Below are 23,144 nucleotides of genomic sequence, written 5' to 3' on the forward strand. Positions count from 1 at the left end.
CAACTGAGCCCTGGAAATGGGGCGAATTACGGTAGAAAGGCGGAAATCGCATGGAGCAGAACGTTGTTTTGGAAATGCGGGGAATCAGCAAAAATTTCCCCGGAGTAAAGGCACTGCAGGATGTGGATTTTACTTTAAGAAAAGGCGAAATCCACGCCCTTATGGGTGAGAATGGTGCCGGGAAGTCTACATTAATCAAGGTGCTGACCGGCGTGGAGGAGTTTGAGACCGGTACAATCCGAATGGAAGGTTCATCCGATACCATCGTCAACCGGTCGCCCCAGGAAGCGCAGGAGAATGGCATCAGCACGGTTTACCAGGAGGTGAACCTGTGCCCCAACCTGTCCGTGGCTGAGAATCTCTACATTGGCAGGGAACCGAAAAAGGGGCCCATGATAGACTGGAGGTCCATGAAGGAAAATGCCAGAAAACTGCTGGAAGGCCTGGACATCCGCATTGACGTGACCATGGCGGTGGAGAACTATTCCCTGGCCATACAGCAGATGATTGCCATTGCCAGGGCGGTGGATATGTCGGCCAAGGTTTTGATTCTGGATGAGCCCACATCCTCCCTGGACGACGGTGAGGTGGAGAAGCTGTTTGTGCTGATGCGGCAGCTTAAGGCCAAGGGAATCGGAATCATTTTCGTTACCCACTTCCTGGAGCAGGTATATGCTGTCTGCGACCGGATTACGGTTCTCAGAAACGGCGCCCTGGTAGGGGAATTTAAGGTGGAGGAGCTGCCGAGGGTGCAGCTGGTGGCCAGGATGATGGGCAAGGATTTCGATGATTTGGCAGCCATCAAGAAGGAAGGCGTGTCCACGGTCAAGGAGGATGTCATCATAAGCGCCAAAGGGCTGGGGCACAAGGGTACCATCAAACCCTTCAGCCTGGATATCCATAAAGGCGAGGTCATCGGCCTTACAGGGCTTCTGGGCTCAGGCCGTTCTGAGCTGGTCCGCGCCATATACGGCGCCGATAAGCCGGACAGCGGCGAGCTGGAGGTAAAGGGAAAGAAGCTAAAGGTCAATGCGCCCATTGACGCCATGATGGAAGGCATGGCTTACCTGCCTGAAAACCGTAAGGAGGAGGGCATCATCGCAGACCTGTCCGTGAGGGAGAACATCATCATTGCCCTCCAGGCCAAGAAGGGCATGTTCAAGCTTATGAGCAGGAAGGAACAGGAGGAATTCACGGACAAATACATCGACATCCTTCAAATCAAAACAGCGGACAGGGAAACTCCCATCAAACAGCTCTCCGGCGGCAACCAGCAGAAGGTGATTCTGGGGCGCTGGCTGCTGACTAATCCGGATTTCCTGATACTGGATGAGCCCACAAGGGGAATCGATATCGGTACCAAGACAGAGATTCAGAAGCTGGTGCTGAAGCTTGCAGAGGACGGCATGTCCGTGGTGTTTATTTCATCGGAGATTGAGGAGATGCTGCGCACCTGCAGCCGCATGGCGGTCATGCGTGACGGCGAGAAGGTGGGAGAACTTAAGGAAACCGAGCTGAGCCAGGATTCCATCATGAAAGCAATTGCGGGAGGAGGGGAAGAATAATGGGAAAACTTAAAAAGCTGACAGGTTACAGGCTGTTTCTCCCGCTGTCCTGTCTTATCATAGTACTGTTAATCAATCTGATTACCACACCCACGTTTTTTAGAATAACCATCAATAACGGCGTCCTCTACGGGTATATCATCGATGTCATCAACCGGGCCAGCGAGCTGGTGGTGCTGGCCGTGGGCATGACTCTGGTGGTGTCCGCCTCCGCCGGAACCGATATTTCCGTGGGCGCTGTCATGGCGGTGGCTGCCGCAGTGTGCACCAGGGTCCTGGCAGGCGGCGAGGTGTCTGTCAATGAATATGCCAATCCCTACATCCTGGCCGTGCTGGCGGCCCTGGCAGTGGCGGTGGTGTGCGGCGGCTTTAACGGGCTGCTGGTTGCCAAGCTTAAGATACAGCCCATGGTGGCAACCCTGATTCTGTTTACCGCAGGCAGGGGCATCTCCCAGCTGGTGACAAACGGTCAGATTACCTACATCCGCGTGGACGGATATAAGCTGCTGGGCAACAACATACCGGGAATACCCATTCCCACCCCCATCTTTGTGGCTGTAATTGTGGTGGTCCTCACCTATGTGCTGCTGAAGAAAACAGCCATGGGCATGTACATCCAGTCCGTGGGCATCAATGAGAGGGCGTCCCGCCTGGTGGGCCTTAAATCAGTGAAAATTATCTGGCTGGCCTATGCATTCTGCGGACTGTGCGCGGGAATCGCCGGACTGGTGGCGTCTTCCCGTATCTATTCCGCGGACGCCAACAACATTGGCCTCAACATGGAGCTGGATGCCATTGCGGCAGTGGCCTTAGGCGGCAACTCCCTGGGCGGCGGCCGGTTCTCCCTGCTGGGCTCTGTAATTGGCGCCTATACCATCCAGGCACTGACCACAACCCTCTATGCCATGAGCGTGCCTGCGGACCAGATTCCGGTATACAAGGCCATTGTGGTTATCCTGATTGTAGCTGTACAGTCGGATGAGCTTAAGAAGTTCAGAAAGCGTCTGGCTGCCAGGCACACATCCAAAAACGTGGAAGGAGGAGTGGCATAATGAAAAACAGAAGTGAAAAGAAAAAGCTGGACGGCAACTCCTTCCTGCTGGCTGTCACCATCATATTATTCTTTGTGATGTACATAGTGGGCATCATCATGTTCGGCGGAAGGGGATTTGCAAAGGTACAGAACTTCCTGAACCTGTTTATATCCAACGCCGGCCTGATTGTGGTGGCAACGGGCATGACCATTGTCATGATTACAGGCGGCATCGACATTTCCGTTGGCTCCGTGGTGGCCATGGTGTGCATGATGCTGGCCTGGATGATGGAAAGGGGAAACATCGGCGCATTTCCCGCCATCTTTATCGTGCTGGTTACCGGGTGCATATTTGGTCTGGTACAGGGATTTCTGGTGTCTTACCTTAAGATACAGCCCTTTATCGTGACCCTGGCAGGCATGTTTTTTGCGAGAGGCATGACATCTATTATCAGCCAGGAGATGATTAGCATTACCAACAAGACATTTACCGGTATTGCCACCTTTAAGATGTACCTGCCCTTTGGCGGCTATCTGAATAAAAAGGGGGTCATGATTTACCCTTACGTATACCCAAGCGTTATCATTGCCCTTGTGGTTCTGGCCATTATTTTCGTGGTCCTTAAGTATACCAAGTTCGGCCGTTCTATTTACGCCATCGGCGGAAACGAGCAGTCTGCCCTGCTGCTGGGCCTGAATGTAAGGCGAATCAAGCTTCAGGCGTATGTGCTGGACGGATTTCTGGCAGGGCTGGGCGGACTTTTGTTCTGCATGAACACATGCTCCGGCTTCGTGGAGCAGGCCAAAGGATTTGAGATGGACGCCATCGCTTCCTCCGTTATCGGCGGAACCCTTCTGACAGGCGGCGTGGGAAATGTCATCGGAAGCCTTTTCGGCGTTCTGATTAAGGGCACCATTGAATCCTTCATCACCTTCCAGGGTACGCTGTCCTCCTGGTGGGTGAGAATCACCATTGCAGCCCTTCTGTGCTTCTTTATCGTACTTCAGAGCCTGATAGCAGCCCTGAAGAGAAAGAATAAGTAATGACGGCTGAAAATGTAACAAATCATTGAATGTAACAAATCATCGTGCCAGCAAGCGGGCCGTCGGCTTGCTGGCATTTTTTTGCATTGGGGGTTGGTATTTCGGATATATTCACATGGGAAAAAGAAGGTTTCTGGTCGAAAATGGGTAAAATGTTGCATAAGTTGTACGTACAAGAATAAAAAATATAAAAAAGTAATAAATACCTATTGACAAATGAAGAACAAAAATGTATAGTGTATTTAAAGAAAAACGTAAGAAAAATTGACGAAACCCACAACACAAACTGGATAAAAACTGCGAAACTGCAAATTAATCCAAAATGACCGGATGAAACAGGACAAGGCTTAGCTGAATTAACGAAAGTACAAGCTTGCAAACATGTATGCAAGTTGTATGTATAAATTAAACCATGGGAGGTAACATATGAAACGAAAAATTTTAAGCATGATTCTGGGGACGGCAATCGCGGCTTCACTGTTAACAGGATGCGGCGGCTCACAGCAGACATCAGTAACCACAGCGGCAGGGGACACCACCGCGGCAGCGGCAGATTCCACCGCAGCAGCTGATGCGGCTACCGAGGCAGCCAAGGCAGCAACCGGCGAGGGCCAGAAGGTAGGCGTGGCCATGCCGACACAGTCATCCGAGCGCTGGATTAACGATGGCGCCAACATGAAGAAGCAGCTGGAAGCCCTTGGATACGAAGTAGACCTTCAGTATGCAGAGGATGATGTACAGATGCAGGTTTCCCAGATTGAGAACATGATTGCATCCGGCGTCAACTGCCTGGTAATCGCATCCATCGATTCCTCCGCACTTGTAAACGTTGAGGAGCAGGCCAAGAGCGCAGGCATCCCAATCATTGCTTATGACCGTCTTCTGATGGACACCGACGCGGTTTCCTACTATGCAACCTTTGACAACAAGGGCGTTGGTACCGCAATCGGCAACTACATAAAGGAAGCCAAGGACTTAGATGCAGCCAAGGCAGCCGGAGAGTCCTACACCATCGAGTTCTTTATGGGCTCACCGGATGACAACAACGCGCTGTTCCTGTACAACGGACTGATGGAAGTCCTTCAGCCATACCTGGATGACGGAACACTGGTATGCAAGTCCGGACGTACATCCTTCGAGGATACATGTATCCTGAGATGGTCCCAGGAAACAGCCCAGCAGAACTGTGAGAACTATCTGACCGGATTCTATGCAGACGAGAAGCTGGACATCTGCGCAAGCGCATTTGACGGTTTCGCATACGGCTGTAAGGCAGCGCTGGAAGGCGCCGGCTACAAGGTTGGCGAGGACTGGCCTCTGATTACAGGACAGGATGCAGAGCTGATGGCAGTTAAGAACATCATTTCCGGTTACCAGACAGCAACCATCTACAAAGATACACGTCTTCTGGCTGAGAAGTGCGTAACCATGGTACAGGCTGTTCTGGAAGGCGCTGAGCCTGAAATCAACGATACCGAACAGTACAACAACGGCAAGGTTGTGGTTCCTGCTTACCTGTGCACACCGGTGGCAGTAGACAAGGACAACTATAAGGAAATTATCGTGGACGGCGGCTACTACACAGAGGAGCAGCTGGCACAGTAAAGATGATTCGGGCGGCGGCATGGGTGCCGCCGTCCGATTGCGCTTTTACAGAGTATCTTTCAAGAAAAGGAGTTGAAAAGATGTCCGATTATATTTTGGAGATGAACCACATCACGAAGGAATTCTCGGGCGTGAAAGCCTTGGACGATGTCAATATCAAGGTAAAACGCGGTGAGATTCATGCGCTGTGCGGTGAGAACGGGGCTGGAAAGTCCACCCTGATGAATGTGCTGTCCGGCGTTTACCCCTTTGGTTCATACAGCGGGGATATCGTGTATAACGGCAATGTGTGTCAGTTCCACAGCATCAAGCAGTCTGAGGCCAAGGGCATTGTTATCATTCACCAGGAGCTGGCCTTAAGCCCATACATGTCGGTGGCTGAGAACGTGTTCCTGGGAAATGAGCAGAAGGCGGCCAAGGGAATCATCGACTGGACCCTGACCCATAAAAAGGCCCAGGAAATGCTTGAAAAGGTTGGACTGGGCGGAGAAAACCTGAATGCGCCCATCAGCAGCCTGGGCGTTGGAAAGCAGCAGCTGATTGAGATTGCCAAGGCCATGGCCAAGAAGGTGGAGCTGCTGATTCTGGATGAGCCAACGGCCGCACTCAACGATGAGGAGAGCCGCCGGCTTCTGGACATCATGCTGGACCTCAAATCACATGGAATCACCAGTATCATCATTTCCCATAAGCTGAACGAAATCAGTTACGTGGCAGATTCCATTACGGTTATCCGGGATGGAAAGACCATTGAGACTCTGGAGAAGGGCAGGGATGATTTTACGGAAGACCGCATCATCAAAGGCATGGTGGGCCGTGAGCTGACCAACCGTTACCCGGAACGGCACTGTGAAATTGGTGATACGATTTTCGAGATAAAAAACTGGAATGTGTACCATCCCGACGATGCCCAGAGACAGATTATCAAGGACGTTTCCCTTCATGTGCGCAAAGGCGAGGTAGTTGGCCTGGCAGGACTGATGGGCGCGGGCCGTACCGAACTGGCCATGAGCGTATTCGGCAGGTCCTACGGACAGAAAATCAGCGGCACCATTAAGATAAACGGAAGAGAAATACATATTAAGGATGTTAAGGACGCCATCAACAATAAGCTGGCGTACGTGTCCGAGGACAGGAAGAATTACGGACTTGTTCTTATCAAGGATATCAAGTGGAACATGACCCTGTCCGCCATGCGGAATTTCTTTTCCAAAAACGGCGTTCTCAATGAAAATGATGAAATTCTGGCTGCAGAGGATTACAAGAAGAAAATCAACATCAAGTCTAATTCCATTAACCAGACCGTGGGCTCCCTTTCAGGCGGCAACCAGCAGAAGGTGGTTCTTGCCAAGTGGATGCTGACACAGCCGGATGTGCTGATTCTGGATGAGCCTACCAGAGGTATCGACGTAGGCGCCAAGTATGAGATTTACTGCGTTATCAATGACCTGGCAAAGGCGGGCAAGGCAGTAATCGTCATCTCCTCTGAGATGCAGGAGGTAATCGGTACCTGTGACCGCGTATACGTTATCAACGAGGGACGGATTGCAGGAGAACTGACCAGGGAAGAGGTCACCCAGGAACGAATCATGAAGTGTATTATGGCGGATAATGGAAAGGAAGCGTAGAGATGGATAAGAAGAAAACAGTTAATATTGATATGAAGCAGTATGGCATGGTGCTTGCTTTAATCGCAGTGTTCTTGATTTTCGCAGTCATGACCGGCGGAAAGAACATGTCGCCGGCCAACATCAACAACCTAATCATGCAGAACGGATACGTGGTTATCCTGGCAGTCGGTATGCTGTTATGCTGTCTGACCGGCAACATTGACCTGGGCGTCGGCTCCATCGTGGCCCTGTGCGGCGCAACCGTGGGTATCCTGATGATTGACTACCACACCAACATGTGGGTGGCTATCCTGGCTGCCCTGGCAGTAGGCGCCCTGGCCGGTATGTTCGTAGGCCTGTTCGTATCCAAGCTGAGCATCCCGCCTTTCATCGTGACCCTGGCAACCATGCTTATGGGACGCGGACTTACATACACCCTGTTAAAGGCGCAGACAAAGGGACCTCTTCCCACCAATTATACCTATATCGGCGCAGGCTTCCTGCCCACCATGAAGATTCCCTTTGGAAACGGCACTCTGGACCTGATTTCCATTATTGTGGCAGGCGTAGCCACGGTGCTGGTGGTCATGGCGGAGCTTAAGAGCCTCAACACCAAGAAGAAATACGGTTTTCCAACCAATCCGTTATGGCAGACCATTGTAAAGGAAGCTGTCATACTGATGATTGTATGGTTCTTCTTCTACAAGCTGTCACGCTACAACGGCATCCCCTTTGTATTGGTTATCATGGGCGTACTGGTGGGCCTGTATCATTTCATCACCAGCAAGACCGTTGCAGGACGCCAGATTTACGCCCTGGGCGGCAATGCCAAGGCGGCAAAGCTTTCCGGTATCAACACAGAGAAGGTATTCTTCTGGGTTTACACCAACATGGGTATCCTGAGCGCCATTGCAGGTATTGTGCTTTCCGCACGTAATGCGTCCGCAACCCCCAAGGCCGGCGACGGTTTCGAGATGGATGCCATTGCCTCCTGCTACATCGGCGGCGCAGCTACCAGCGGCGGTATCGGTACTATTATCGGAGCCGTAGTAGGTGCTTTCATTATGGGTATCCTGAACAACGGTATGTCCCTCTACGGATGGTCCACCGACATCCAGAAAATCGTAAAAGGCGCTGTACTTTTAGGCGCTGTTACGGTAGACTTATTATCAAAGAGGAAAAAAGGATAGGTTTTGATTATGAGTACACAGGAGCTGAAATATAGAGCAGTTTATAACTGGGTGTTGGACAACATTAACAGCGGAGCTTTGAAGGTAGGCGAAAAGCTGCCTTCGGAGAATGAACTCAGCGAGCGTTTCGGGCTGAGCCGCCAGACGGTACGCCATGCCGTGGATATCCTGGAGCAGCAGAAGCTGGTATTAAGGGTTCGGGGCAGCGGTACCTATGTGGGCGGCAACGGCAAGGCGGAACGCCAGGAACGTTACATGAACATCGCTGTAATCAGTACCTATGTGGACAGCTATATTTTCCCTCCTGTGGTGAGAGGAATCGAGAGAGTGCTCTCCAGAAAAGGTTATACCACCCAGATTGCCTTTACCGGCAACCGGGTGAGCAGGGAACAGGACATACTGAATAATCTTATTGATAAAGACATCATAGACGGACTGATTGTGGAGCCGGCCAAAAGCGCTCTTCCCAATCCAAACCTGCATTACTACCAGGAACTCAAGGAACGGGGGATTCCGATTCTGTTCTTTAACAGCCGGTACCCGGAGCTGGAGCTGCCATGCGTGTCCATGAACGATGAGCAGGTGGGAAAAAAGGCAGTGGAATATCTGATTAAGAACGGCCACAGGAGCATCGGAGGCGTGTTTAAAAGCGACGACGGACAGGGCCATTTGAGGTACAAGGGGTTCCTGTCCGGTATGCTGGAGGCAGGCATCAAGGTTAAGGATGCCAATGTGGTATGGCTGGACACGGAAGATTTCCTGGACCTGGACCAGTGGTCGGATTATCTGTTCCGCAGGCTGGAAAGCTGCACGGGCGTGGTATGCTACAACGATGAAGTGGCATACGTGCTGTCCGGGCTCTGCGAGAAGCGGGGAATTGCCATCCCGGACCAGCTGTCCATTGTCAGCATTGACAACTCGGACCTGGCAACCCTGGCCGGCGTGAAGCTGACCTCCTTCCCCCACCCCATGGAGGCGCTGGGCAGAAAAGCAGCAGAGAACATGATAGGTATGATTGAGAATCCCTACTTTGACGGTAATTATCTGTTTGACTCGGATATCATTGAGCGGGATTCGGTAAAGGTCCTGGAGGGGCCCCATAAGGAGGAATTATAATGGGTGCAAAGAAAGACAAAAATGCCGAAAAACCGGCTCAGATAACCGTAATACTGCGTCTGGCTGCAGGAGGCTACCTGGTATACCTGGCCTTTGGTCTGCTGCAGGAGTATTTGAAGCCTGCCGGCGGAGGCAGGATGGTACAGATTGGCTGTGCGGTATTCTTTGGCATAGCAGGCGCATTCCTGGCCGGCTGGTCCCTTAAGAAATTCATAAAAGGCGAGTATGTTAAATACGGCGAGATTCCGGATGATGACGAGGAAGAGCAGACGGATGATATTTAGCAGCATTTAAGGAGGATGAGAGATATGATAGCAGTAAAGAATTATAAGTTCTGGTTCTGTACAGGTTCACAGGACCTCTACGGAGATGAGTGTCTGGCACATGTGGCGGAGCATTCCAGAATCATTGTGGACAGTCTTAATAAATCAGGCATCCTGCCCTATGAGGTGGTGTGGAAACCCACGCTGATTACCAATGAGCTGATACGCAGGACCTTCAATGAGGCCAATGCGGATGACGCGTGCGCAGGCGTTATCACCTGGATGCATACATTTTCCCCTGCCAAGTCCTGGATTCTGGGACTGCAGGAATACAGAAAGCCTCTTATGCATTTCCATACACAGTTTAACCAGGAGATTCCCTACGATACCATTGACATGGATTTCATGAATGAGAACCAGTCCGCTCACGGGGACAGGGAATACGGCCACATGGTGACCCGCATGGGCATTGAGAGAAAGGTCATAGTGGGACACTGGAGCGATGAAAAAGTAGTGGGCCGCATTGCCGGCTGGATGCGCACCGCGGTGGGCATCATGGAGAGCAGCCATGTACGGGTGGCAAGATTCGCGGACAACATGAGGAATGTGGCTGTCACCGAGGGAGACAAGGTGGAGGCCCAGATGAAATTTGGCTGGGAAGTGGACGCTTATCCGGTCAATGAGCTGGCTGAGTATGTGAAGGCTGTGCCCAAGGGAGATATTACGGCCCTGGTAGACGAATACTACAGCAGGTACACCATCCTGACAGAGGGCAGGGACCCGGAGGAGTTTAAGCGCCATGTGGCGGTACAGGCCCAGATTGAGGCTGGCCTTGAGAAGTTCCTGCTGGACAAGGATTACCACGCCATTGTTACCCATTTTGGGGATTTGGGAGAGCTGCAGCAGCTGCCCGGCCTGGCTATCCAGCGCCTCATGGAAAAGGGATACGGATTCGGGGCAGAGGGAGACTGGAAGACGGCAGCCATGGTAAGACTGATGAAAATCATGACCCAGGGCGTGAAGGATGCCAAAGGAACCTCGTTTATGGAAGATTATACATATAACCTGGTGCCGGGCAGGGAGGGAATCCTGGAAGCCCACATGCTGGAGGTGTGCCCCACCATTGCAGACGGGGAAATCAGCATCAAGGCATGCCCGCTGTCCATGGGCGACAGGGAAGACCCGGCCAGGCTGGTATTCACATCCAAGACAGGCCATGGAATCGCCACATCCTTAGTGGACCTGGGCACAAGATTCCGTCTGATTATCAACGATGTGGAGTGCAGGAAAACAGAAAAGCCCATGCCTAAGCTTCCTGTGGCAACTGCATTCTGGACACCGGAACCCAATCTGGCAACCGGGGCAGAGGCGTGGATTCTGGCAGGCGGCGCGCACCACACCGCATTCTCCTATGACCTGACGGCAGAGCAGATGGGAGACTGGGCGGACGCCATGGGCATAGAGACAGTCTATATTGACAAGGATACCAGCATCCGCGGGCTTAAGAACGAGCTTCGCTGGAACGCGGCTGCTTACAGGTAGGATTAGGAACAGGATATATGGGGCGGACCCTGGGGGCATGTGTTCAACGTGTTCTTAACGGCCCGCTCCTTAATGAGCAAGTGGAGGGGAATTCATGAGTTTAGATATAAATAGCATAAGAGAACAGATTGAGCATGGAAATACTTCCCTGGGCATAGAGCTGGGCTCCACCAGGATTAAGGCGGTCCTCATCGGCGGGGACCACACACCCATTGCCTCCGGCAGTCATGACTGGGAAAACAGGTACGTGGACCATATCTGGACCTATACCCTGGAGGACATCTGGAACGGCATCCGGGACTGCTACGGTAAGATGGCTGAGGATGTACAGAAAACATACGGCATTACCCTGACCACCATTGGTTCCATTGGTTTTTCAGCCATGATGCACGGCTATATGGCATTTGACAAGAACGGAGAGCTTCTGGTGCCCTTCCGCACCTGGAGAAATACCATTACAGGACCTGCCGCTGAAAAGCTGACAGAGGTATTCCGGTACAATATACCCCAGAGATGGAGCATTGCCCACCTGTACCAGGCCATTCTCAATAAGGAAGAGCATGTGAAGGATATAGATTATCTTATCACGCTGGAGGGCTATGTGCACTGGAAACTGACCGGCAGACGCGTCCTCGGCATCGGCGACGTGGCAGGCATGTTTCCGGTGGATATCCATGCCAGGGATTTTGACCAGAAGCGTGTGGAGCAGTTTGATGAACTGGTGGCAGGGGAGAATTTCCCGTGGAAGCTGCGGGATATCCTGCCCAAGGCCCTGGTGGCGGGAGAGGATGCAGGCGTCCTGACCGAAGAAGGCGCAAAGCTGCTGGATGTGTCCGGAAACCTGAAAGCAGGCATTCCCATGTGTCCGCCTGAGGGCGACGCGGGCACCGGCATGGCGGCCACCAACAGCGTGGCTGTCCGCACCGGCAATGTGTCCGCGGGTACCAGCGTGTTTGCCATGGTGGTACTGGAGAAGGAGCTGGAGCATGTGTATCCGGAGATTGACCTGGTGACCACTCCGGCAGGCGACATGGTTGCCATGGTGCACTGCAACAACTGTACATCGGACCTGAATGCATGGGTGAACCTGTTTAAGGAGTTTACAGAGGCAATGGGCGTGAAGGCGGACATGAACCAGCTTTACGGTACCCTTTACAACAAGGCCCTGGAGGGCGACCCTGACTGCGGCGGTCTGCTGGCCTACAATTATTTCTCAGGGGAGCACATTACCCACTTTGAGGAAGGCCGTCCCCTGTTTGTGCGCACGCCGGACAGCCGGTTTAGCCTGGCGAATTTCATGAGGGTGCACCTGTACACCTCCTTAGGCGCCCTTAAGACAGGCATGGATATCCTGCTTAAGCAGGAGCATGTGAAGGTGGACAGCCTTCTGGGCCATGGCGGCCTCTTTAAGACAAAGGGCGTGGGCCAGAGAATCCTGGCGGGAGCCATGAACGCGCCGGTTTCTGTCATGGAGACAGCCGGGGAAGGAGGAGCCTGGGGCATTGCCCTGCTGGCCGCCTATATGAGGTGCAGGGAAGAGGGCGAAACCCTGGACGCTTACCTGGCAGACAAGGTCTTTGCAGGAGACAAGGGAACCAGAATGGAGCCTGTGAAGGAGGATGTGGAAGGATTCGAGGCATTCATGAAGCGGTATGCAGAGGGCCTTGCCATTGAGAAGGCTGCTGTGGAGCATATGAAGGATTAAGCTGTGAGCATAGAAGGATTAACAGGAACGGGAGCGGATACAGACTATGTTAGAAGAACTGAAACAAAAGGTATATGAAGCCAATATGGAGCTGCCCCGCAGGGGCCTCATCACCTACACATGGGGTAATGTCAGCGGCATTGACCGGGAAACGGGATTGTTTGTCATAAAACCCAGCGGCGTGGATTACGATGTATTGAAGCCATCTGATATGGTGGTTATGGATCTGGAGGGCAATAAGGTGGAGGGGGAGATGAATCCTTCCTCTGACACAGCCACCCATGTGGAGCTGTACAATGCATTTAAGGAGATAGGCGGTATTGTCCATACCCATTCCCCTCATGCAACGGCCTGGGCGCAGGCGGGCAGGGCCCTTCCCTGCTATGGCACCACCCATGCAGACTATTTTTACGGTGAGATTCCCTGTGCCAGAAACCTGACGGCAGAGGAAATCGAGGATGGCTATGAGAAAAATACGGGAAGGGTCATCATAGAGACATTCCAGGGTAAAAATCCGGTTTATATTCCGGCTGTTCTGTGCAAGAACCACGGTCCCTTTACCTGGGGAAAGGATGCGGCTGAGGCTGTCCACAATGCGGTTGTGCTGGAGGAGATTGCCAGGATGAATTTCATGACGGAACTTATCAATCCCCAGGCAGGGCCAGCTCCCCAGTGTATGCAGGATAAGCATTTCATGCGCAAGCATGGGCCGAATGCTTATTATGGACAGGGAAAGTAAATGATACCGGCTGACGCCTGGCTGTTTAGCAGGCAGATGAATGTGCGAAATATAGTAAGAAGGCCCGCAGAGGCAGTCCCCGGGTTCCGGGGATTTGTCCTGCGGGCCTTCTTTGTTGTTTGCCGGGTCTGTTAAAACAGCACCCGCCATGGTACAATGTTGATATGTTTTTATAATGAGGAGTCTGATGGCGGGCTTACAGAATGTCTGTTGCAGGAGGATGGAAAAGATGGATTTTTATAAAAGGGTTGGGATTGCGGTGAGGGCGGTGCCGGAAGGAAAGGTGGCCACCTATGGTCAAATCGCCCTGCTCTGCGGAAAACCGAAAAATGCAAGGCAGGTGGGATACGCGCTGAACCGCGGACTGGCTGGAGAAGTTCCGGCCCACCGTGTGGTCAACGGACAGGGATATCTGACCGGCGCAGCGTCCTTTGAACACCCGGACCTGCAGAGAATGCTTCTGGAGGAGGAAGAGGTCCTGGTATCGGCAAAAGGACGTGTGGACATGAAACGGGATGGCTGGAGGAATACGCTGGAGGACGCCCTCAGGCTGAAGGAGATGTTTGCTCGGGAAGGGATATGAATTCCGGCAAAGTACTTCTCAGGGAGGCAATCCATGATTCAATTGCCTGGGCCAGGATGAACTGCTGCTGCAGTACTGCCTTTCCTGTCTCAGGAATCTCCGGCAAATGTTCCTTCAGCGATATGTTCTCTTCCAGGTATGTCTTTAAAATGTTTACGTTCTGTTCAATTCTGTCCAGGCAGGATGCCTGCTTTTCCGGGGGCAGGCTTGACAGATTCACAATGACGGCATTGAAATCCAGAAAGATGTGGATGGGTTTGGACGCAAGTTCCAGCATCAGGCTTTCAAATGCCTGTTCACCGGTTTCTGTCAGGGAATAGACCGCTTTTTCGGGCATTTTTCCTTCTTTTATCATATTGCTTTTAATGTATCCTTTTTCTTCCAGCTGGATTACCTTTTTATAGATGGATGGGGTACTGATTTTTACCCATTTCGAGATATTCCGGTATTCTACTAATTTCTGAATATCATAGGCACTCAGGGATTCTTTTTTTAAAATACCCAGCACAATTAAATCTATGGTTGCCATGACGACCTCCTTTTTTCTCTTGACAAATACTATAATTTATAGTAGTATGTGCCCTATGGCCAAATTGCTATAAATTATAGTACTATATTTTACAACTTGTGTCAAGTGAAAGGAGAGTACAAGATGGAAGGACGTAATAAGAAAATGGAGCTGCTGGGAAGCGCGCCCATACCAAGGGCGCTGTTAGCCATGGGACTTCCCACCATGGTTGGAATGATGATTAATGCGCTGTATAACCTGGTGGACGCATATTTTGTGGGAGGACTTGGAACCAGCCAGATGGGAGCGATTTCAGTGGCATTTCCACTGGGGCAGGCAGTGGTTGGATTGGGCCTGCTCTTTGGAAACGGCGCAGCATCCTATATCTCACGGCTGTTAGGCAGCGGGGACCGGGAGACTGCTGACAGGGTGGCAGCCACTGCCCTGTACAGCAGCATGTTGGTCGGCGGGGCGGTTATTGTCTGCGCAGTGGTTTTTTTGAAGCCAATCTTAAGATGCCTGGGGGCAACGGACAGTATCCTTCCCTATGCCGTTACATATGCAGGGATTTATGTGGTATCATCCATATTTAATGTGTTTAATGTCGCCATGAATAATATTGTAACCAGCGAGGGCGCTGCCAGGACAACCATGTGCGTCCTGCTGACAGGGGCTGCCCTGAATATAATTCTGGACCCTGTTTTTATCTATGTCCTGAATCTGGGAGTGGCCGGAGCAGCCATTGCAACGGCTATCTCACAGGCAGTCTCCACTCTGGTCTACCTGTATTACATCATCTGTAAAAGAAGTATCTTTTGTTTCAGCTTCAGAAAGTGCTGTTTTTCCAAAGAGATTATGTCTGAGATACTGAAAATAGGTATTCCTACCCTGGCCTTCCAGCTGCTGACCAGCCTGTCCATCACTATGATTAATATGGAGGCAAAGCAGTACGGGGATTCTGTGATTGCCGGAATGGGCGCTGTCACCAGGGTGATTTCCCTGGGAAGTCTGATGGTGTTTGGATTTATCAAAGGTTTTCAGCCCATTGCAGGTTATAATTACGGTGCGGGAAACTATAAGCGCCTTCATGAGGCAATCAGGACATCCGTGGTGTGGTCCACCCTGTTCTGCGGTGTATTCGGATTGACCATGGCTGTTTTCTCCGGACCTGTTGTTTCGCGGTTTACAAAGGATGATATGGAGATGATACGCACAGGGCAGAGGGCTCTCAGGGCCAACGGATTATCCTTTCTGCTGTTTGGATTCTACACCGTGTATTCTTCCCTGTTCCTGGCCCTGGGAAAGGCCGGGGAGGGATTTTTTCTTGGAGCCTGCAGGCAGGGAATCTGTTTTGTTCCCATTATCCTGGTTCTTCCGGCTCTGTGGGGATTAAACGGCATTCTGTATGCGCAGCCGGCGGCGGATATTATTTCCGCAATTGCAGCCCTGTATATGGCAATCCGTCTGAATCGGAATATAAGAGGATGAACAGGGCTGTTTGGGGGTGAGCAGTGATACAGCAGGATGAAACAGGAGAGTAAGAAATGAACCCTGAAAAGGAGAGGAGCCGGCGCGATGGGAGTCGTGCCGGCTGAGTATGAAAAAGCTATATATTGTATTAATAGGATGTTTTGTTTATCTATAATTCAAGTATAGGGTTCAGTTATGTCAAAAGTTTGAGCAGCCTATTAATAAAATATGAAAATATTTAATAATTACTTATGAGAATCTTATTTTTGGCAGCAGTAATTCTGAGGCCGTGCCCAATGGACCTTAAATCCGGCGGCACGGCCTTTTCCGTCTGCAGGCCGCAGTCTGCCGTCCATTGATATGGAACCATTATAGAAAAGAGCCATCCAAAAATACAGGCAAGAGGGAAATTAAGATTTCTTAAGATTTATATGAGGTAATTTCCATGGGATTATTTTCTATGATAGAGCCCATGAAAAGAGGAGTGACAAGATGATGGAGCATGGAAAACCGATTATATATGTTAAAAATGTACGGAAGGTTTACCGGATGGGGGATGAGGAAGTGGTAGCCCTCAAACGGATTAATCTGAAGATTTATAAAGGCGAGGTCTGCTGTATTTTCGGCACGTCCGGTTCTGGCAAGAGTACGCTTTTGAATCAGCTGGCCGGGATGGAAAAGCCCACGGACGGACAGGTGTTTATCCGGGGAAAAAGTATTTCCCGGATGAGCGAGGAGGAGCTGGCTGCCTTCCGGCAGGAGCACATGAGCTTTATCTTTCAGTCCTATAATCTGCTGCCGTCCATGACAGCGGTTGAAAATGTGGCCATGCCCCTGATGTTTAAGGGGATGGAACGGAAGAAGCGGGAGGCCATGGCAGAAGAACTGCTGAAACGCGTAGGGCTTTCACACCGGCTTCACCACTATCCCTCACAGATGTCAGGCGGACAGCAGCAGCGGGCCGGGATTGCCCGGGCATTTGTGTCCAGGCCTGAGGTGGTGTTTGCAGATGAACCTACCGGTAATCTGGATACAAAAACAACAGCGGAAATCATGGACATGGTCATGGGATTTGCCAGAAGGTTCAACCAGACCATCATACTGGTAACTCATGACCCGGGCATGTCCAGGTATGCAGACCGAATCGTGACGCTGGTGGACGGAATCATAACGGGAGACGAAAGGAAAGGACGGTAAGGATGGAGATAGCGGGAAGGATAAAAAGGGCGGCAGCCGTGATGATTTCAGTTATTATGATAATTGGACTGTGCGGCAGCGCCATGGCAGAGGAGGCAGGCAGTCCGGCGGCGCAGGAACATATTGCCGCCGCAGGGACGGATGGTGAAACCGGTCCTGCCGGGACAGAAGGTGCCGGGGCCGGGGCAGAAGGTGCCGGGGCCGGGACAGAAGATGCCGGGGCTGGGGCATCTGAAACAGGAACAGTACAGCCAGGCAGAGACATGGAAAGTTCCGGCTCTGATTCCGGCAATGCAGTGCAGGGGGGAGAAAGTCAGGGCAGCGAAGGAAACGGCAGCCTGTGGGTGAGTGAATATGAGATTTTTGCCCTGGGCGGTTCAAAAGACGCCCTGGATGTGCTGCGCAAAGGACGTCAGGCAAAGGTGGTGGTCAATGTAAGAAGCAATGGGGTCAGGACAAGTGAGGTGGGGAGACGGGGCATAACCGTAACAAAACTGAGTGACAGTTTCCGGAATGGGGAAAATCCAAAGGTAAAGATTACATCGGATAAGGAGGATGGCCTGGAGTTTACCGTGACATTTTCCAAGCTTACCTATACGGGCAGGGGGGATGCCCTGAGACTGAAGGTGGGATTTAAGAGTTCGGGAATTCCTCCTGAACAGCTGGAGGTGAACATTTCGGAATGCGAGGAGTCGGCTCCCAGGGAAAATGGGGATACGGGAAGCACCACGGGACAGCCCATCATAAGAGTCAGAAGAATCTCACCGCAGAATCCGGTGGGGCCCGGGGACCATTTCACGCTGGAAGTGGAGCTTGAGAACACCAGCAGGGATGCGGATATTGAGGATATGGTGGTCAATGTGACACCGGGAGGTTCCCTGTTCATAGGAGATGACACCAACGCAAGAATCATTAACCGTCTGGATACCGGGAGAACCGGACAGGTCAAATTCAACCTGATTGCAGGACAGGATATTTCCGGCCCCAGCCAGCTCATTGATTTGGAATTAAAATATAACTATTATTCAGGCGGACAGCTGACATCAGCCACCTCTTCCCAGAAGGTGCTTCTGCCTGTAAAAGGAGGAACCGCCGCGGGCCAGCCGGTTCTGCGCATAGACAGAGGACCTATGGGGCCGGTCAATTCCGGCCAGCCGTTTCAGATTCTTTTAAAACTGGAAAATACGGACACGGTCAAAGGAATCAGGAATCTCACGGCCACCTTTGAGCCCAATGACCAGATATCCCTTCTGGAAGCAACGGACACCCGGCAGATTGGGGAGATAGGGGCAGGCCAGTCCGTGGATGTGCCGGTGAACCTTAAAGCAGGAGCAGAGCTGTCGGCTGCGGCATCCCAGCTTCTGGGGGTCACATTAAAATTTGACTACGATACAGATAAGGGAACGGTCCAGGGCACCTATTCAGAGCGTATTGTGGTGCCCACCAATGGCAAGGCGGCCACACCGGGAGCCCCCACGCCCAATATCATACTCACCAATTATACATATGGCGATAAAGTCTCAGCGGGACAGGTGTTCCATCTGAGCATGGAGTTTATGAATACCAGTCAGGTATCGCCCATTGAAAATGTAGTCATTTCCCTGGAAACAGGAGAGGGATTATCCATCAACTCGTCATCCAACACATTTTACGTTCCAAAGATGGGACCCGGGGAGAAAAAAGCGCAGCAGGTGGATGTCCAGGCATTATTCCAGACAAAGGATTCCAAGGTACAGTCCCCGAAAATAACCATATCCTGCAAATACGAGTATATTGATAAGACAGAGAGAAAACAGTCCACTGCCGCCGAGACCATTGCAGTACCTGTTTACCAGCCTGACCGGTTCCATGTGAGTCCTCCTTCTTTTGTGGAGGAAATACGTCAGAATGAAGAAACCACCATCTCACTTCCCTATGTGAATAAGGGGAGAGGACAGGTCTACAATGTGGAGGCAAGTCTGGAAGGCGATATCCAGGTGATTGACAGAAGCCTGAACCTGGGGAATTTTGATGCCGGAAAAAGCGGGACCATTGACTTTATAGCAACCCCGAAAAAGACAGGAACCTTTGAGGGCAAGGTAAAGGTGACATATGAGGATGAGTCCATGGAGATACGGACTATGGAGATTCCTGTGACATTCCAGGTGAAAGAAGGCGCTGCCGAGGAACTGGCAGGTGCGGATATAATGGACGGGGAAACGGATGGAGGAAGGAAAATGGACTGGAAGCTGCCGGCAGGTATGCTTACCGCCGTATTGCTGGCAGGAGTCCTGTGGATAAAGAAAAAGAAAGTCGGGAGATTAGATGTTCAAAGGGAAAATCCCGGTCAGAATGGCTGGGATGAGCTGGAAGAAGAGGATGATGAATCATGAAAACAAAGGATTTATTTACCATATGTATCCAAAATCTGACCCGTCACAAGAGCAGGACATTTCTCACTGTATTGGGAGTTATCATCGGCTGCTGTTCCGTGGTCATTATGATATCCATTGGAATTGGAATGAAGGAGGCCCAGAAGAGCATGCTGGCCCAGATGGGAGACCTGACCATCATCAATGTTTATGCGGCCGGCAAAGGGAGCCGTTCGGCAAAGCTGGATAACCAGGCAATCCGGCGTTTAAAGGAAATGGAGTCAGTGGAAGCAGTGACGCCAAGGCTTACGGCGGAAAACATCCCCATCACCCTGTATGCAGGACGGAACCGCCGCTACAAGTCAACCTACACCAGCATAGTAGGGATTGACATAAAGGCGGCCCAGGCCATGGGATACAGGCTGACAGACGGGGCATGGGATAAGGCGGGAAGAGACAGTGTCTTTGTGGGGGAGAATTTTGCTTATATGTTTGAGGACACCAAGAGGCCCCCGGGCAGGAATACGGTGGACATGTACAGCGGATATGATAATCTGGATAAAAACGGAATGCCTGTGAAGCCCCCGCCTTATTTTGATTCCATGAAAGAATCTTATACATTGGATATCAGCAGTGATAAGGAAGACGACAGGAAAATCACCCGCCGGCTGGAAGCCGCAGGAAGGATGAAGGAGGATTACGGAAAAGGCGAGGAGACATCCATGGGCCTTGTGATGGACCTGGAAATGCTTAAGACTCTGCTGGACCAGCAGGCAAAGCTTAACGGAAAAAAACCGGAGTGGAAAAAGGGGTATTCAGGCGCCCTGGTCAAGGTAAAGGATATGAACCGGGTGGCGGAGGCGGAGGCGGAAATAAAGCGTATGGGATTCCGGACCAGTTCCATGGAAACCATCCGCAAGCCCATGGAACAGGAGGCCAGACAGAAGCAGATGATGCTGGGCGGCCTGGGTGCCATTTCCCTGTTCGTCGCTGCCCTGGGAATCACCAATACCATGATTATGTCTATATCTGAACGGACCAGGGAAATAGGCGTCATGAAGTCACTGGGGTGTTTTGTCAGGGACATAAGGAGAATATTCCTGCTGGAAGCAGGCTGTATCGGGCTTTTTGGGGGAGTGGCAGGTACTGTGTTCAGCTACGCCATATCATTTATCATGAATATGACCTCCAAAGGCATGTCATCCTCTTCCATGGTCATGGGAGTCATGGACACGGACATGGCGGACACGCCCTCCGGATTATCTGTGATACCGTGGTGGCTTTCCCTGTTTGCGGTCCTGTTTTCCATAGCAGTGGGCGTGGGGGCCGGGTATTATCCGGCCAGCAAAGCAGTGAAGATTTCAGCGCTGGAGGCAATCAAACATGACTGACAGGAAAGGGCGTCAGGAAAGGGCAGCAAAAAAGATGAAAGAAAATAGTTAAATGTATCCGTTTATTCTGGTGGAAGAGATGGTATGTCTGAGCTATAATGGAAGATAGCTTTACATGGCTGATACATCCCATGTGAAAAGATGTACGGTAAAAGCGTGATTATGGAGAGAGGTGTCAGGTTGGACAAACGGAAGATATTATTTGCAGATGATGACCCCGAAATACGGGAGGTAGTGAGAATCCTGCTGGAGAGTGAGGGGTACCAGGTTGTGGAAGCAGAGAACGGGGAGCAGGCGGCATCCATGGCAGACGGCACATTCGATTTAATCATACTGGACGTGATGATGCCGGGCCGCAATGGGTTCTCAGCCTGTGCAGAGATACGCAGAAAGTTAAACACTCCCATCCTGTTCCTTACGGCCCGCACCCAGGATTCCGATAAGACAATGGGATTCGGGGCAGGGGGTGACGACTATCTGGCAAAGCCATTTTCCTACGCAGAGCTGGCTGCCAGGGTAAAAGCCATGATACGCCGGTATCATGTGTACAAGGGAAAAGAGGGGGACGGAGCGGAGACGATAGCCATACAGGACCTTGTCATTCAGAAAACATTCAACGAGGTCATGAAAAACGGAGGGGAGATTTTTCTCACAGACCTGGAATACCGTATCCTTTTGCTGCTTGCGTCCAACCGGGGCAAACTGTTTACCATTGAGAATATCTATGAGAGCGTGTGGGGGGAGGCGTACTTTTACAGCGCCAATAATACGGTGATGGTCCATATCAGAAATCTCCGAAGAAAGCTGGAGACAGACCCAAAGAATCCCAAATATATTGTAAATGTATGGGGAAAGGGGTACCGGATTGAATAGAAGAAGGAGTATCAGCAGACTGGGAACAGAGCTTGCACTGGCAGCAGTGGCATCTGCCCTTGTGTCCCTGGCTCTCTATATGGCCCTTAACACCTTGTTTTTTAGCTTTCTGGACCAGGTGGTTTACAGCGAAGAGAGAATGAACCTGAGGGAGCAGGCAGGCGTGGAACGGCTTCAGGCTTATGTGACGGAAAACAGGCTGTCCGTGCATGACAGTAAGATGCTGGATAAGTGGGCCTCAGGGGAAAAGAATCTTCTCATATCCATTTATAAAGACGGCAGATTTCAGTACAGTAATGATGCCAAGGTGATGGTGATGGTTCCTGACATGGATGAATGGGAGGATACCGCGTGGCTCTATGAGGTGAAATTTGCAGACGGAACAGCCCAGGCAGGAATCAGCTATTATATGGAGTACGGTTACTATACTGCTGCCAGCGTGCTGGGCGGTGTGATATCCATGGCAGTCTTTGCCCTTGTACTGGTCATGCTGATTCGCGGAAAAATCAGATATATAGATTTAATGGAACAGGAGATACAGATACTGAAGGGCGGGGACCTGGATTACCGGATTACGGTGAAGGGAAAGGATGAGCTTGCCTCCCTTGCATGGGAGATTGATGCCATGCGCTGTGCCATCAAAGAACGGCAGAAGAAGGAGGAGGAAGCAGGAAAGGCAAACCGTGAACTGGTCACAGCCATGTCCCATGACCTGCGGACCCCCCTGACCAGCCTGTTGGGTTATGTGGACATACTTCAGATGGAAAAGGAGGAAGACAGGGGACGGCAGAGAAGGTATCTGAATTCCATCCGGGATAAAGCATACCAGATAAAGGAGCTTTCGGATAAATTGTTTGAGTATTTCATTGTATATGGAAGAGAACGGGAGGAGCTGGAGGCAGAGGAGGTCAATGGGGCTGAGTTCCTGGGACAAATCGTGGAGGAGAGCCTTTTTGACATGGAAAGCGAGGGGTTTGACATCAGGCGCAGCTCCGATGAAATCAACTGCAGGCTTTGGGCGGACATCAATCTGTGCCGCCGGGTATTCGGAAACATCTTTTCCAATCTTTTAAAATATGCGGACAGGGACCGCCCGGTAACCGTGTCCTACCGGCAGCGGGCGGATTGTCTCGTCATCTGCATTGGCAATTACGCGGCAGAGAATGCGGAGGCAAAGGAGAGCAGCGGAATCGGCCTTAAGACCTGCGCTAAAATCATGGAGGCCCACGGAGGAAGCTTTTTCAGCGGACAGGAGGGTGATTTCTTCCGGACGCAGATAAGCTTTCCGCTAGGGTGTGCAGATGGAGGAAATGAGTTTTCTGACAGGCCATAGTACGGCGTTGTGTAAGACAGCAGGTG

Annotated in this window: 19 protein-coding genes; 18 read left to right on the plus strand and 1 reads right to left on the minus strand. The window is 51.4% G+C overall.

From position 1 onward, the window contains the following. Positions 1–50 precede the first annotated feature (50 nt). The 12 genes from I2H39_RS22650 (at position 51) to I2H39_RS22705 (ending at position 13,995) form a co-directional block, all read left to right on the plus strand. Positions 51–1,565 carry a sugar ABC transporter ATP-binding protein gene (locus I2H39_RS22650; protein ID WP_195627590.1) on the plus strand — a complete coding sequence of 505 codons (1,515 nt, stop codon included), beginning with the start codon at positions 51–53 and terminating at the stop codon, positions 1,563–1,565. Continuing rightward, positions 1,565–2,617, plus strand: a complete 1,053-nt coding sequence (locus I2H39_RS22655; protein ID WP_138310938.1) for an ABC transporter permease — start codon at positions 1,565–1,567, stop codon at positions 2,615–2,617. The genes I2H39_RS22650 and I2H39_RS22655 overlap by 1 nt, the downstream gene beginning before the upstream one ends. After that, positions 2,617–3,642, plus strand: a complete 1,026-nt coding sequence (locus I2H39_RS22660; RefSeq protein ID WP_195627591.1) for a sugar ABC transporter permease YjfF — start codon at positions 2,617–2,619, stop codon at positions 3,640–3,642. Before I2H39_RS22655 ends, I2H39_RS22660 begins: the two co-directional genes overlap by 1 nt. A gap of 426 nt (positions 3,643–4,068) precedes the next feature. Then, complete coding sequence (gene chvE / locus I2H39_RS22665) at positions 4,069–5,247, plus strand: multiple monosaccharide ABC transporter substrate-binding protein (protein ID WP_138310940.1); 1,179 nt, start codon at positions 4,069–4,071, stop codon at positions 5,245–5,247. Between the two features lie 80 nt (positions 5,248–5,327). Next, on the plus strand, positions 5,328–6,875 hold the full coding sequence (gene mmsA, locus I2H39_RS22670; protein ID WP_195627592.1) for a multiple monosaccharide ABC transporter ATP-binding protein: 1,548 nt from the start codon (positions 5,328–5,330) through the stop codon (positions 6,873–6,875). Between the two features lie 2 nt (positions 6,876–6,877). Next, the gene (mmsB, locus tag I2H39_RS22675) at positions 6,878–8,047 is read left to right on the plus strand and encodes a multiple monosaccharide ABC transporter permease (RefSeq protein ID WP_138310942.1); all 1,170 of its coding nucleotides are present in this window, start codon (positions 6,878–6,880) and stop codon (positions 8,045–8,047) included. A 9-nt stretch (positions 8,048–8,056) separates the two neighbouring features. Beyond that, a complete protein-coding gene (locus I2H39_RS22680) occupies positions 8,057–9,163 on the plus strand; it encodes a GntR family transcriptional regulator (RefSeq protein WP_138310943.1) in 1,107 nt (368 codons plus the stop codon). After that, positions 9,163–9,447, plus strand: coding sequence for a hypothetical protein (locus tag I2H39_RS22685; protein WP_138310944.1), 285 nt, complete (start codon positions 9,163–9,165; stop codon positions 9,445–9,447). Before I2H39_RS22680 ends, I2H39_RS22685 begins: the two co-directional genes overlap by 1 nt. Positions 9,448–9,471: 24 nt before the next feature. Beyond that, positions 9,472–10,968 (plus strand): L-arabinose isomerase, encoded by a 1,497-nt coding sequence (gene araA / locus I2H39_RS22690; RefSeq protein WP_138310945.1) that lies wholly within the window; start codon positions 9,472–9,474, stop codon positions 10,966–10,968. 94 nt (positions 10,969–11,062) lie between these two features. Beyond that, entirely contained in the window at positions 11,063–12,673 is a 1,611-nt protein-coding gene (locus I2H39_RS22695) for an FGGY-family carbohydrate kinase (RefSeq protein WP_138310946.1), read from the plus strand. Between the two features lie 46 nt (positions 12,674–12,719). Next, the gene (locus I2H39_RS22700; RefSeq protein WP_195627593.1) at positions 12,720–13,412 is read left to right on the plus strand and encodes an L-ribulose-5-phosphate 4-epimerase; all 693 of its coding nucleotides are present in this window, start codon (positions 12,720–12,722) and stop codon (positions 13,410–13,412) included. Positions 13,413–13,641: 229 nt separating this feature from the next. Next, positions 13,642–13,995: an MGMT family protein gene (locus tag I2H39_RS22705; RefSeq protein WP_195627594.1), complete on the plus strand. Its 354-nt coding sequence runs from the start codon at positions 13,642–13,644 to the stop codon at positions 13,993–13,995. Here I2H39_RS22705 and I2H39_RS22710 read toward each other — a convergent pair. Beyond that, the gene (locus I2H39_RS22710; protein WP_195627595.1) at positions 13,958–14,524 is read right to left on the minus strand and encodes a PadR family transcriptional regulator; all 567 of its coding nucleotides are present in this window, start codon (positions 14,522–14,524) and stop codon (positions 13,958–13,960) included. The two genes, I2H39_RS22705 and I2H39_RS22710, sit on opposite strands and share 38 nt — an antisense overlap. Before the next feature lie 123 nt (positions 14,525–14,647). Between I2H39_RS22710 and I2H39_RS22715 the strand changes: the two genes are divergently transcribed. The 6 genes from I2H39_RS22715 (at position 14,648) to I2H39_RS22740 (ending at position 23,118) form a co-directional block, all read left to right on the plus strand. Beyond that, positions 14,648–15,991, plus strand: a complete 1,344-nt coding sequence (locus I2H39_RS22715; protein ID WP_195627596.1) for an MATE family efflux transporter — start codon at positions 14,648–14,650, stop codon at positions 15,989–15,991. A gap of 477 nt (positions 15,992–16,468) precedes the next feature. After that, positions 16,469–17,170: an ABC transporter ATP-binding protein gene (locus I2H39_RS22720; protein WP_138311551.1), complete on the plus strand. Its 702-nt coding sequence runs from the start codon at positions 16,469–16,471 to the stop codon at positions 17,168–17,170. Between the two features lie 2 nt (positions 17,171–17,172). Further along, positions 17,173–19,542, plus strand: coding sequence for a hypothetical protein (locus tag I2H39_RS22725; RefSeq protein ID WP_195627597.1), 2,370 nt, complete (start codon positions 17,173–17,175; stop codon positions 19,540–19,542). Then, on the plus strand, positions 19,539–20,912 hold the full coding sequence (locus tag I2H39_RS22730; protein WP_195627598.1) for an ABC transporter permease: 1,374 nt from the start codon (positions 19,539–19,541) through the stop codon (positions 20,910–20,912). Before I2H39_RS22725 ends, I2H39_RS22730 begins: the two co-directional genes overlap by 4 nt. A gap of 162 nt (positions 20,913–21,074) precedes the next feature. Further along, the gene (locus tag I2H39_RS22735; RefSeq protein WP_195627629.1) at positions 21,075–21,785 is read left to right on the plus strand and encodes a response regulator transcription factor; all 711 of its coding nucleotides are present in this window, start codon (positions 21,075–21,077) and stop codon (positions 21,783–21,785) included. After that, a complete protein-coding gene (locus I2H39_RS22740; protein WP_195627599.1) occupies positions 21,778–23,118 on the plus strand; it encodes a HAMP domain-containing sensor histidine kinase in 1,341 nt (446 codons plus the stop codon). The genes I2H39_RS22735 and I2H39_RS22740 overlap by 8 nt, the downstream gene beginning before the upstream one ends. Positions 23,119–23,144 lie beyond the last annotated feature (26 nt).

The organism is Clostridium sp. 1001283B150225_161107_B6 (genome assembly GCF_015556325.1).
Lineage (GTDB): Bacteria > Bacillota > Clostridia > Lachnospirales > Lachnospiraceae > Enterocloster.